Source organism: Bradyrhizobium sp. 170 (assembly GCF_023101085.1).
GTDB lineage: Bacteria > Pseudomonadota > Alphaproteobacteria > Rhizobiales > Xanthobacteraceae > Bradyrhizobium.
On the sequence record NZ_CP064703.1, the window covers coordinates 91,851 to 104,342 of the forward strand.

At 61.8% G+C, this 12,492-nt stretch carries 11 protein-coding genes; 5 read left to right on the forward strand and 6 right to left on the reverse strand.

The annotated features are described in order from the left end of the window. The first annotated feature begins 37 nt into the window (after window positions 1-37). Both IVB05_RS00460 and IVB05_RS00465 read left to right on the forward strand, forming a co-directional pair. Window positions 38-940 carry an HNH endonuclease gene (locus tag IVB05_RS00460; RefSeq protein WP_247782512.1) on the forward strand — a complete coding sequence of 301 codons (903 nt, stop codon included), beginning with the start codon at window positions 38-40 and terminating at the stop codon, window positions 938-940. A gap of 6 nt (window positions 941-946) precedes the next feature. Next, window positions 947-2,101, forward strand: coding sequence for a serine hydrolase domain-containing protein (locus tag IVB05_RS00465; RefSeq protein ID WP_247782513.1), 1,155 nt, complete (start codon window positions 947-949; stop codon window positions 2,099-2,101). A 14-nt stretch (window positions 2,102-2,115) separates the two neighbouring features. Here the strand turns inward: IVB05_RS00465 and IVB05_RS00470 are convergent, their stop codons facing one another. The 3 genes from IVB05_RS00470 to IVB05_RS00480 form a co-directional block, all read right to left on the reverse strand. Beyond that, entirely contained in the window at window positions 2,116-3,375 is a 1,260-nt protein-coding gene (locus IVB05_RS00470; RefSeq protein WP_247782514.1) for an NAD(P)/FAD-dependent oxidoreductase, read from the reverse strand. A 187-nt stretch (window positions 3,376-3,562) separates the two neighbouring features. Beyond that, complete coding sequence (typA, locus tag IVB05_RS00475) at window positions 3,563-5,389, reverse strand: translational GTPase TypA (RefSeq protein ID WP_247782515.1); 1,827 nt, start codon at window positions 5,387-5,389, stop codon at window positions 3,563-3,565. A gap of 364 nt (window positions 5,390-5,753) precedes the next feature. Continuing rightward, the gene (locus IVB05_RS00480) at window positions 5,754-6,509 is read right to left on the reverse strand and encodes a Crp/Fnr family transcriptional regulator (protein WP_247782516.1); all 756 of its coding nucleotides are present in this window, start codon (window positions 6,507-6,509) and stop codon (window positions 5,754-5,756) included. A gap of 205 nt (window positions 6,510-6,714) precedes the next feature. On the opposite strand from IVB05_RS00480, the gene IVB05_RS00485 reads away from it, so the two are divergent. Beyond that, on the forward strand, window positions 6,715-7,095 hold the full coding sequence (locus tag IVB05_RS00485; RefSeq protein ID WP_247782517.1) for a response regulator: 381 nt from the start codon (window positions 6,715-6,717) through the stop codon (window positions 7,093-7,095). A gap of 36 nt (window positions 7,096-7,131) precedes the next feature. Here the strand turns inward: IVB05_RS00485 and IVB05_RS00490 are convergent, their stop codons facing one another. Both IVB05_RS00490 and IVB05_RS00495 read right to left on the reverse strand, forming a co-directional pair. Continuing rightward, window positions 7,132-8,712, reverse strand: coding sequence for an alkaline phosphatase D family protein (locus IVB05_RS00490; protein WP_247782518.1), 1,581 nt, complete (start codon window positions 8,710-8,712; stop codon window positions 7,132-7,134). A gap of 92 nt (window positions 8,713-8,804) precedes the next feature. Next, on the reverse strand, window positions 8,805-10,226 hold the full coding sequence (locus IVB05_RS00495; RefSeq protein WP_247782519.1) for a TAXI family TRAP transporter solute-binding subunit: 1,422 nt from the start codon (window positions 10,224-10,226) through the stop codon (window positions 8,805-8,807). 215 nt (window positions 10,227-10,441) lie between these two features. Between IVB05_RS00495 and IVB05_RS00500 the strand changes: the two genes are divergently transcribed. Together IVB05_RS00500 and IVB05_RS00505 are read left to right on the forward strand one after the other, a co-directional pair. Then, on the forward strand, window positions 10,442-10,747 hold the full coding sequence (locus IVB05_RS00500) for a 4a-hydroxytetrahydrobiopterin dehydratase (RefSeq protein WP_214488284.1): 306 nt from the start codon (window positions 10,442-10,444) through the stop codon (window positions 10,745-10,747). Between the two features lie 103 nt (window positions 10,748-10,850). Beyond that, window positions 10,851-11,237 carry a YkvA family protein gene (locus IVB05_RS00505; RefSeq protein ID WP_247782520.1) on the forward strand — a complete coding sequence of 129 codons (387 nt, stop codon included), beginning with the start codon at window positions 10,851-10,853 and terminating at the stop codon, window positions 11,235-11,237. A 68-nt stretch (window positions 11,238-11,305) separates the two neighbouring features. On the opposite strand, the gene IVB05_RS00510 is transcribed toward IVB05_RS00505, so the two are convergent. Beyond that, complete coding sequence (locus tag IVB05_RS00510; RefSeq protein WP_247782521.1) at window positions 11,306-12,478, reverse strand: TAXI family TRAP transporter solute-binding subunit; 1,173 nt, start codon at window positions 12,476-12,478, stop codon at window positions 11,306-11,308. Between the last annotated feature and the right edge of the window lie 14 nt (window positions 12,479-12,492).

Sequence of the window (12,492 nt, forward strand, 5' to 3'; positions counted from 1 at the left end):
GGATTTGGATAGTGAGCCATCGTAGAGCCTTCAGTGTATGACCAAGGCAGTTTTCACCACCAAGGTCACACCAAGCTACAAGGACCTGCCCGAGGACCGATATCATTTTCCGCGTACTTACTTGAACTATGTTCGGCAGGCTGTTGGTGACTATATTGTCTACTATGAGCCGCGAAGGTCTAGCGCAGAGCTTTCAAGTCGTGGCGGTCGTCAATCTTATTTTGGCGTAGCTCGCGTTGTGTCGGTGATTGAAGACACTGACCTGCAGGGCCACTATTTCGCGATCATCGATCGAACCACCTATTTGGACTTTGACACACCTGTACCGTTCCAAGAGGGCGGACAGTATTACGAAAGTGCGCTCGAGAAGGGCGATGGCAGCACTAACAAAGGTGCGTTCGGCCGCGCTGTGCGCCTCATTCCGGACGACGAATTCGACCGAATCCTGAAGTCTGGATTTGCTCCGGTTCTTGGCGAGAGTACTGCGAACGAGATTGCATTGCCTGGATTCTCAGAGCCACCCGCGCCATTCGAGCGCCCAATCGTCGAAATGATTGCTTCCCGACCATTTCGGGAGCGGTCGTTCATGCACAATGTGCGTGCTGCCTACTCGAATAGATGCGCCATGACGGGATTGCGATTGATCAATGGAGGTGGTCGGCCCGAAGTGCAGGCGGCGCATATTCAGCCTGTAGCTTCAAAAGGACCAGACTCCGTTCGAAACGGCGTGGCTTTGTCTGGGACAGTGCATTGGATGTTTGATCGAGGTCTCATTTCGATCGGCGACGACTACACGATTCTGGTCGCCAAGGATCACGTTCCCGAAGATGCGGCTCGTCTTCTGAATCAAAATGGATCAATCAATCTTCCCGAAGACGAAACTCTCCATCCCAATGCACATTATTTGAAGTTTCATCGGGACAAGGTTTTCAAGGGTTAGCGCCGCATGACAGGTATCGTTGCGTATCCAAAACGGCATGTGCCAAGAGGCGAAGACTTCCTGCTTCTCTCGCCGACGGCACAGGCCCACGCCTACCGGAATGTGGATCGGATGTTCGCGACGCGGGCAATCCGCCGGGGCAGCTCAGTTCTGCCACTGGAGCGTGGACAGGAGATTTCACCCCGCTATCAAGCGGCGCAAGGCGCGTGTGACGTCGACGCGTACATGGATCGCGCCAATGTCGCGGGGCTGCTCGTCATCAGGCACGAAAAGATTGTGTTGGAGCGCTATTCCCTCGGGTTGGAGGAGAACGTACGCTGGTCATCGATGTCGATGATCAAGTCGTTGACGGCGACGTTGGCCGGCGCCGCCCTGCAGCAGGGCGCGATCGCGAGCCTGGACGACGCGGTATCAAAATATATCCCGGCGCTGCGCGGCTGTGCCTATGATGCGGTCACCATTCGCCACCTGATCACCATGTCATCAGGCGTGCGCTGGAACGAGGACTACACCGACCGGAATTCAGACGTTAATCGTTACAGCAAATCGCTTGGCGACAAGGCGCCGGGAGGCGTTCTGGCGCTGATGCGGAGTTTGAAAGCCGAGCATCGGCCCGGCAGTCAATTCAATTACAATACCGGCGACACCTACGTCCTCGGCAGCCTGATATCGGCGGCAACGGGAAAAACCCTGGCCGACTACATGTCCGAGACGATCTGGTCTGGCCTCGGCATGGAGTATGACGCGTTCTATACGCTGGAATCCGAAGCCGGGCAGGAGATCGGGGGCAGCCGGGCCGGGATAGCGCTGCGGGATTTTGGCCGCTTCGGCGTGTTCCTTCTGCGCAACGGCGTCGTCGATGGCACTCCCGTCCTGCCGCCGGATTGGGTCGAACATGCCGGACGCCCGGCATTCGTCCTCGACGCCGCAACCAATCGCTATGGGGCGACGGGATACGGGTACAGTTGGTGGCTCGATCCTGACGGATCGATGGTCGCCGTCGGTTTCGCCGGCCAGTCGCTCTACGTCAACAGGAAGAACAAGGTCGTCATCGTCACGCTGTCGTGTCAGCCGCAACCACCTTATTCGGCCGCCTACGACGTCGATCTCCAGACCGAGTACCACGCCTTCAAGAATGCGGTGCTCGCCACGTGCGGCTGATTCGGGAACGTGAGCTATTCGCTCGCGAGCGAAGCTACAACTTCCCCAGCCGCTCGCTCTCCGCTGTCCCGTGCCCCATGCGCGGTCGAGAAAAACTCCGGCGAGGTCGCTTCACCCGCGAAGAACAAACGCCCATCGACTGGCGCGGCGAGCACCTCGCGATCTCCTGCATGCCCCGGCAGCGCGTGCGAATACGAACCGCGCGCAAACGGGTCGTGGGCCCAGCGTGATTCCGCAAGCGGCCTCAGCTTGCGGCGAAAATCATTGCCGAGGATTGAGGCGATCTCGTTGATGCTCGCCGCGGCGAGCGCGCCTTCGCCGGCGTCTTCCAGCGATTGCGCAAAACGGCCGCCGAAAAATCCTTCGATGCAGGGCTGGCCGAATGGACGGATGTGATAGGTGCCCATTGCGGTGCGCATGGTGGCGGCGCGCAGATTGCCTTCTTTCGGCAGTGCCTCCGGCTCGTCCAGCGCCAGCGTCACCTTGTCGGCGAGGCCGAGCGGCAGGCCGCGCGCGGCGTCGACCTTTGCCGGCAAGGGCGGATGAAAGCGGATGGCTTCGTCGGCGATCAAATTGGTCGGCACGGTGACGATGACCTTGTCGGCCGTCAGCGTGCCCTGCGAGGTCTCGATGCGGACGCGTTTTGCCGAATGATCGATCAGCGTCACCACGCAATTGAACGCGGTCGGACATGTCGCGCCGTAGGCGGCAATCAGCGCACCGTAGCCGCGGCGGATGCGCCAGTTGAGGTCGGTATCCTCATAGGCGTCCATGTCGAGAATAGAGACCTGATCGAGCTCGCAGCCATTGATGTAGGTCGAGATCGCATCGATCATCGGATTCCAGCGATTGCCGGGTTCGAGGAACAGGCTGGCGGGAACATCGCGGCCGCTCTGCTCGGCTTCGATCGCAGCCTTCTCGGCGCGATCGTAGAACGCATCGAGCGCGCGCATGTAGTCGTCGCGGTCGTCCTGCGGAAACGCCTTGCCATAGGCGCGCTCGCGCCAGGGCGGCAGCGACTTGTTGATTTCGAAATTCAGTTGTTCGGCAATCTTGACGAAGGAGTTCTGGTCCGCCGAATGCAGCCAGCCGCAGCCGACGTCGAAGGTGACGTCAGGCGAGGCCATGATGGTGTGCGCCCGGCCGCCGACGCGGTCGCGCGCTTCCAGCACGATGACGGAGAGACCGGAATTCTTCAGCGCATTCGCGGCGCCGAGGCCGGCTGCGCCGGCGCCGATGATGGCGACATCGACTGAGGAGGGGAGGGACGTCATGCCCTTGCATCTAGCATGTTCGCTGCCGCGCCTGAAGCCACCCCGCGCATAGCCGTCATCACCCGCCTTGTGCGCATTTGCGCACTGGGGCGGGTGACCCGGTATTCCAGAGACATTTTTAATTGAATCGAGAGGGCGCGGCGTACTGGATGCCCCGCATTCGCGGGGCATGACGAGAGAGTTCGGCTTACGCCACCGCTTCCTTGGCCTTTTCCGCGCGCTTGCGGTCGTTGGCGTCCAAGAACTTCTTGCGCAGGCGGATCGACTTCGGGGTCACTTCGACCAGCTCGTCTTCCTCGATATAGGCCAGCGCCTTTTCCAGCGTCATCCGGATCGGCGGCGTCAGGCGCACCGCCTCGTCCTTGGAGGTGGTGCGGATGTTGGTGAGCTGCTTGCCCTTGAGTATGTTGATCTCGAGGTCGTTGTCGCGGGTGTGCTCGCCGACGATCATGCCCTTGTAGACCTTCCAGCCGGGCTCGATCATCATCGGGCCGCGGTCTTCCAGCTTGAACATAGCGTAAGCCACCGCTTCGCCCTGATCGTTGGAGATCAGCACGCCGTTGCGGCGGCCCTGGATGTCGCCCTTGTAGGGCGCATAGCCGTGGAACAGGCGGTTCATGATCGCGGTGCCGCGGGTGTCGGTCAGCAATTCGCCCTGATAGCCGATCAGGCCGCGGGTCGGCGCGTAGAACACCAGCCGCAGGCGGTTGCCGCCGGAGGGGCGCATCTCGATCATCTCGGCCTTGCGCTCGCTCATCTTCTGCACGACGACGCCGGAATGCTCCTCGTCGACGTCGATCACGACTTCCTCGATCGGCTCTTTCCACTGGCCGGTCGCCTCGTCCTTCTGCAGCACCACGCGCGGACGCGACACCGAGAGTTCAAAGCCTTCGCGGCGCATGGTCTCGATCAGGATCGCAAGCTGCAATTCGCCGCGGCCGGACACTTCCATCGCATCCTTGTCGGAAGCCTCGACCACGCGCAGCGCGACATTGCCTTCGGCTTCGCGCAGCAGGCGGTCGCGGATCATGCGCGAGGTCACCTTGTCGCCTTCGGTGCCGGCGAGCGGCGAGTTGTTGACGATGAACGACATCGACACGGTCGGCGGATCGATCGGCTGCGCTACCAGTGGCGTCTCGACCGAGGGATCGCAGAAGGTGTCGGCGACCGTGCCCTTGGTGAGGCCCGCGATGGCGACGATGTCGCCGGCGTCGGCTTCCTCGAGCGGGGTGCGTTCGATGCCGCGGAAGGCGAGGATTTTTGTGATGCGTCCCTGCTCGATGGTCTTGCCGTCGGCGCCAAGCACCTTCACGGCCTGGTTCGGCTTGATCGAGCCGGAAGTGATGCGGCCGGTGATGATGCGGCCGAGATAGGGATTGGCTTCGAGGATGGTGCCGATCATCCGGAACGGACCTTCCTCGACGCTCGGCGGCGCGACGTGGCGCACGATCAGGTCGAACAGCGGCTGCATGCCGGCATCGTGCGAACCGTCCGGGCTGTCGGCCATCCAGCCTTGCTTGGCCGACCCGTAGAGAATCGGGAAATCAAGTTGCTCCTCGCTGGCGTCGAGTGCTGCGAACAGGTCGAACACTTCGTTGATGACTTCGGTCGGGCGCGCGTCGGGGCGGTCGACCTTGTTGATGACGACGATCGGCTTCAATCCGACCTTGAGCGCCTTGGAGACCACGAATTTGGTTTGCGGCAGCGGACCTTCGGCCGCGTCCACCAGCACCAGCGCGCCATCCACCATGTTGAGGATGCGCTCGACCTCGCCGCCGAAATCGGCGTGGCCGGGGGTGTCGACGATGTTGATGCGGGTGTCCTTCCACTGCACCGAGGCGGCCTTGGCCAGAATGGTGATGCCGCGCTCGCGCTCCAGGTCGTTGGAGTCCATCGCGCGCTCGGTCACCTTCTGGTTTTCGCGATAGGTGCCGGATTGCTGCAGCAGGCGGTCGACGAGGGTGGTCTTGCCGTGGTCGACGTGGGCGATGATGGCGACGTTACGAAGGTTCATGGCTCTTCTTCTGGTCGTGCATGGTGGATGCGCGATCTCACCGGAAAACCGGGACCCACTTTTCCGGATCGCGCTTCTAAAACCTGGAATACTGGCGCGTGATGACGCTTCTTCGAATCGTCATCCCGATCCATCTTTTTGTTTGAGCATGATCTCCGGGCAAACACGTACCGCGTTTGTCCCGAGGGAAAACCGGTAGCCACTCTTCCGGATCATACTCTGGGGCCCAATGGGTCCCAAAAAGGAAACCCGGCCAAAAGGACCGGGCACACCTTACGCGTTGCGGCGCAATATATTCAGAAAACGCCAAAAAACAATGGTTTGTTTGGCATTTGATTAGCCGATTTTGGGCGTGTCTCCGGCCCTAATTGCCCTTTTCGAGGTCGGGATAGACCCCCCGCAAGACCTCCTCGAAATGGGCTTTCACCGCCTCGTTGCACTGGCAGGACCGGTTTCGCATGGCATCCGGGTTGCGGATCAGGATCGAGCCGCGCCGGGTCTCCAGCGTGCCTTCCGCCTTGAAGGTCTGAATGACCCGGCTGGTATAGGAGCGGCCGACCCCGAGCAGGGTCGCCAATTGCTCATGGGTGAGCGGCACGACCTCGCCGCCGTCGGCGCGTTCCATCGCCGAAATGATCCATTTCGCCGTGCGCTGCTCGATCGAATGGATGGCATTGCAGGCGGTGGACTGGAAGATCTGGGCCAGCATGCAGTCGGCGTAACGTGCGAAAATGTTGCTCAGCGTGCGTGATTTCGATTTCGCCGCGTCGAGCTTGCCGACCGGCAGCCGCACGAAGGGACCTGCGAATTTGACGGTGATGCGGGTGTAGGCGGGCAGATAGCCCTGGCTGACGATGCCGCCGACGGCGCCTTCGCGGCCGATCAGGATGGTCTCGACATCGCGGCCGTCCTCGTTGGTCACCATGTAGGATACGAGGCTTGGACCGCAGGGGAAGTGCACGGTCTCGACGGGGTCGCCGGGGCTGTAGAGCAAATCGTTCGGAACGGCGTCGGCGGGGATGAGGTGCGGTTCGATTAACGCAAAATCGGCGTCGTTCAGTCGGCGCAGCAAATTGTTGAACGGCCGCCCGCCGGCCGTATCTTCCTGTCGCAAAATCATCGAAGGTTCCTGCTCCCCGCCGGAGCACAATAATCGATCCAATCCCGTTTATGTGTGCACTAGTGGACAGACGGTAGAACTCGCATGTGGTGGTTTCAGTTCCGGAACCGGCGATGCGCTTTTACGGGCGTCGGCTGGTGTTGTGCCTTCCGGGGCTTCGGCCCGGGTCTCTGATCAAATGCTGAACCTTGAACTGGCGAGAAACATGGACCCCGCCTCCTCCGACGGCATGCCCAACGATGTCTTGATCGTTGAAGACGATCCGATCATTGCGCTCGATTTCGAAGACACGATTTTGGGGTTTGGCGTGAAGACGGTGCGGACCGCCGCGAACGTGGCCAAGGCGCTCGATCTGATCGCCGACCGGCCACCGGAATTCGCACTGCTCGATGTCAGCCTCATTCGCGAGAAGAGTTTTGCCGTGGCCGAACGGCTGGAGGCGCTCAAGATTCCGTTTGCCTTCGTCACCGGCTATGGCGCCGACGCCCGGCTTCCGGCCGCATTCGCGGCGAAGCCGCGGCTGCCCAAGCCCTATTCGACCGATGCGCTGCAGGCGCTCTTGAAGAACGGCTGCAGCAGGCCGTGAGCGGTTGCGGTCGGCGCGGCAATTGCGCGGGCTCAGCTATAGGGGCTTGGGATCGAGCGTTGTCGACCACAGCGCCACGTCGGCGCGGTCGCGCAAGGTCACCGTCATCTGTCCGCTGGCGCCGTCGATCCTGACGTGGCCGAAGAACTGCATGCCGGCGGATGGCGGCAGGTTTTGATTGCCGGGTCCCGGCGCCTTGATGAACTTCAGTTCAGGTCCGAAGGTGTTGTCGAGGTTGTTCGGGCCGAACGTGCCGGCATGCAGCGGCCCGGCGACGAATTCCCAGAACGGGTCGAATTCGCTAAACTGCGCCTTGTCGGGGTTGTAGTAGTGCGCGGCCGCATAGTGCACATCCGCCGTCAGCCACACCGTGTTGACGACGCCCGATGCCTTGATGAAGCGCAGCAGGTCGGCGATCTCCAGTTCGCGGCCGCGCGGCGGCCCATCGCCCTGAGCAACGGCCTCCGAGCCCTTTTTGTTGCGTGCATCGTCATAGACGATGATGCTGAGCGGCATGTCGGATGCAATCACCTTCCAGGTGGCGCGCGAATTCATCAGCCCGCGTTTCAACCAGGCCAGTTGCTCCGGACCGAGAAAATAGCTTTCGGGTCCATATGAGGCCTGCTGGTTCGGACCATTGGGTCCGCGATAGCTGCGCTCGTCCAGCATGAACACGTCGAGATGCGGGCCGTAATTCAGGATGCGATAGACCCGTCCCGGCTCCGTGATGCTCTCGCGCATCGGATACATTTCGTGGAACGCGCGCGCGGCGCGGGCGGCGAGCAGGGTGATGTTGCGTTCCTTGTAGGCCGCGGGCAATTCCTTCGACGGCGACCAGTTGTTGACCACATCGTGGTCGTCCCACTGCACGAACACCGGCACCTCGGCATTGAACGCGCGCAAATGCTCGTCCATGAAATTGTACTTGTGCGCGGCGCGGAATTCGTCGAGCGTTTCGGCGACCTTGGTCTTCTCCGGAATCGTGAAATTCTTCCAGACCTTGCCGTCGGGAAGCGTCACCTCGCTCTTGAACGGTCCGTCGGCATAGACGGTGTCGCCGGAGTGCAGCAGGAAATCCGGGCGATGCTTGCGCATGGTGGCGAAGGTGAACATGCCGCCATCATCGGGGTTGATGCCCCAGCCCTGCCCGGCAACGTCACCGCCCCAGACGAAACTGACGTCGCGGCGATCGGCCGGCGCAGTGCGGAACCGTCCGACCACCGGCTCGCTCTCGATGCCGGTATGCGCGAGGTCGCGAAACCGGACACGGTAGAAAATCTCCTGCCCGGCAGGCAGGTTCTCCAGCAGCATCTTCGCGGTGAAGTCGCTTTCGGGCAGCGTCGCGATCGGCGGCAGCGCCCTTGCATTGGCAAAGGACTCCGTGGTCGCGACTTCAACCATCATTTGCGACGGACGGTCGGCGCGCGCCCATACCACGCCGCCGTCAGCGCCGACATCGCCGGATTGCACACCCGATGTCACGATCGGCCGGTCGGCGGCGCGGCTGAGATAAGGCATTGTCATGACGCCGATGGCTCCGGCGCCCGCGAGGAAACGACGCCGGGAAATTCCGCGGAGAACATTGCGGGAAATTTTGCGGGAAATCCTGAACGTCATGCTGGCCTCTTCGGGATCTGGCGCGGGGCGCAATGATAGCACCGATAGACCTGGAGAGAATTGATGACAGTTGGATTGCCGAAATTTACAGATCAGGCGTTGCTGGCCGCGCGGAATTGCGCGCTCGCCCGTTGCAGGTTCTGCGGCATGCTCATCAAGAGCGCCTTGCGGTCGGCCACCGCGTTGTGGAACTGCTCGATCGCGATGTTGAACGCAGTCAAGGTGCCCTCCTCGATCGTCCCGTGCTCGTAGCATAGCAGCGTGTGGCGCAGAATAGCGTCCGCTTCCGACTGCATCTGGTCGAGCTCTTCCATGGAATCGCATTGACGCGCGGCGGTAAGCATGTCGAGGAGCCGGTCGCGCTGCGAGGTGTTGACATTGCGCTCATCCTTCTTGAGATAGCCGGCGAACCAGGCGCCGGCGGAGCCCATCGCCGACAGCGCCATCAAGGCCCACCAGATGTAATCGCTGTAGCGGTCGAGGAAGGTTTTTTCCTCGCCGTCGACAAAGGCGGCAGCGCCGGGATGGACGGGGATCGTGGCGTCCTTGTCGGTATCGGGCGTCTCGATCTTGGCGGCCAGCGGAAATTCGTTCTTCAGCGTCTGGCGGATCGCAAACAACTGCCGCGTAAAGATCGCGATGGTCGATTCGGCAATACCCCTGCGCGCCACGATGTGGTGCGAGAAGCTGATCGTCTTGACCTCTTCCTCGGGCCGGCCCGGCGCGCCGCCAAATGTTCCGGCCGGGATGTCGGAGGCCTCGTAGGCGGGATGGTTCTGCGCAATCGCCTCGGCCGAATCGATCGCGAGAAATTTCGGTGCGCCGCCGTCGCGCACGGAGGCTGTGATCGCGTCCGCCGTGATCTTGCTGTTGACCGGGCCGGCGGCGAGGTAGGCGTCCGCCTTCTGGTTACGAATGGCCTCGGCAGCCTCGTTGGCGGGGAACTGGACGATCTCGACCTTTGCCGGGTCGACGCCGTATTGCCGCAGAATCACCTTGAGCAGATTGACGTTGGCCTGGGTGCGGCCGACGACGCCGATGCGGCGCCCGGCGAGCTGGCCGATTTTCGTGATGGCGGGCGCGGCCTTCTTTCCCTTGGTCTTAGCTGCAGGCGGCACCCACAGCACCACGACGTTCTTGCGCAGCGTCGCCACGGCCTGCGCATTCTTCGGCACATCGAGGTCGCCCCTGATGATGGCGAGATCGGCCTTGCCTTCTCCGAGCAGATTGGCGCTCGCCAGCGCGCCATCGGTCTGCACCGGGCGCAACCGGACCACGCTGTTTCGCTGGTTGTTGAAGGCTTGCGTCAGGTTCTGAACGACTTTGAGGTCGTCGCTGTTGGCCGGGCCGACGGCGATCCGCAACGTCACTGGCCGCATGGCAAAGTAATAGCCGGCAGCCAGCGCGCCGACGATGGCCAGCACGCCGGCCAGCGTGACGAAGGTCAGTCGTCGTTTCGCTGAGCGGGGCGAGGGTGGGGCCGGCTTTTCCGAAAGGAGAGGGCCGTCGCTCATCAATCCCTGGATAGTCGTTGGAGGTGCAATTTCATGCCGCCGGCACGCTTACCCCGGTATCCTAGCAAATTTCCCCCTTAACCATTGTTACATCTCCGTCATGGTTACCGGCGCCCCCAGCCGCCACAGGAGGCCGGTTGCGGCCTATTCCGGGCAGGGGACCCCGATGCGGCCTTCGGTGTTAGGGTAGATGCGGTCTGAAACGGGAGGTGATCATGGCGGAACGGCTGTCGGCGGAGGCGCGGAAATCGGCGCTGGCGGAACTTCCCGGCTGGTCCGAGACGTCGGGACGCGAGGCGATTGCGCGGACCTTCACCTTCAAGGATTTCAACGAAGCCTTCGGATTCATGTCCCGCGCTGCCCTGGTGGCGGAAAAGAACGACCATCACCCGGAATGGAAGAACGTCTACAAGACGGTGGAAGTGGTGCTGGCGACCCACGACGCCGGCGGCGTCACCCGGCTCGATATCGATCTGGCCAAGGCGATGAATGCGATCGCAAGGCAATTGGGCGTCACCTGAGTCTGTGCACCCACGATCTTGCGCGGCGGGGCGGACATCCCCAATTCTTGAATCATACATCGGCCGCGGCGATCTGCCGCGCCGGGTTCCGAGGAACGCCGCGATGGCATCGTCCGATCACACCGCAGGTTTCGATCCGGCCGACCGGCTGGCGCAGGACCGTGAAAGCGTGCGTCGGCGCTTCTGGATCAAGTTCAAGCAGGTGGTGGCGCAGCTTCCCTTCGCCGAAGAGCTGCTCGCAGCCTATTATTGTGCGTTCGACAAACAGACGCCGCGTCACGTGCAGGCGGCGCTGCTCGGTGCCGTCGCTTATTTCATCCTGCCGTTCGATTTCATGCCGGACATGCTGCCGTTGCTCGGCTTCACCGACGATGCCGCGGTCCTCGCGACCGCCATCCGCATGGTCGCGGGCCACATCAGGCAGGAGCATCGCGATGCCGCCCGTGCCGCGCTGAAGCGCGGCATCGACGCCGCTGACGTGACGGATTGAACAGCCAAGAGCCCCGTTCCGATGTGAATCGAAACGGGGCTCTGGATTTCTGATTTGACGCGTTTTCTCTAGCGCTGTGCCGGAACCTGCGCTCTCGCGCTTCGCTCGGCCTCCCAGGCCTGGAATTGCTTGAACAGGGTTTCCTTGTCCGAGTCCGTCTTGACGTTTGCCGCGGTCGCCGGGCTCTGTTTCAGGAAGTCATCGAACCTGGCGCGGGACACGGCCTCGACGTTGTGGGTCTTGAGCCATTGCTCGGCGACCGGCAGGCGCTGCCAGTCGGGCAACGGCGCCGACAGCGAGACCTCCTTCCACTTCGGGTGGAACGGAGGGTTCTGGAACGTCGGAAACTTCGTGAAGAAGGCATCCACGAACTGCGCGAGCTTGCGATAGCGCTCGGTATTGGGCGCCCAATTGTAGGCCGCGAGCACGGCAGGCACCGCAATGGTATCGACCTTCGCCCCTTCCGCGATCAGGTTGGGATAATCCTTTGCGGTAAGGGTCGCGGGCAGATAGTCGGTCTGCAGTGGTTTCGAATAATCGACCGGAACCAGATGGAAGCGGTCGTCCTTGAACCCTGCGACGGACTTATACGGTTTGCCGCCAACGGCAATCACGGCGTCGATCTCGCCGGCCCGCATTTTCTCCATCGCGATGCGCTGTTCGAGATAGAGGAAGGTAGGCTTGATGCCGAGCCGCTCGAACACGATCGCCGCGGTGACGAAGGTGCCTCCATTGGGAAGATCGACACTGACCTTCTTGCCGTTGAGCTGGCTGATGTTGGTGACCGATTTCGAGGCGAGGACGTACATCTCTTCATTGTAAAGCTTGGTCACATAGGTGAACTGCTTCTTGATGTCCTTCGCAAAGCCCTTCTTCTCGAGATAATCGAGCGTATCGGCTCGCACGATGCCGAGGTCGACGCCCTGCAGGAACAGGATGTCGGCGACGCTCTGCACAGAGCCGCGCCCGACGATCGGAAGTACGCGTAACTTGTTTCCGTCGTCGAGCACGGAAGCGAGGTCAGCACCGAACTGCACATAGGTGCCGCCGATCGTTCCCGAGATCAGTGTGACTGTGTTGGCGTTCAGCGCCTGCTTGGTGGCGACCGAACCGAACTGAAAAATGGCCTTCAGGCTTTCGCTGACCTTGGCCGGATCGTATTCCGTCTCCGCGGCCCGGGCCGTCGTGTTGCTGAATGCCATCGTCATGGCAAGCAATGCCATTCCGAACAAATGTCGCATGGATACCTCTGCGC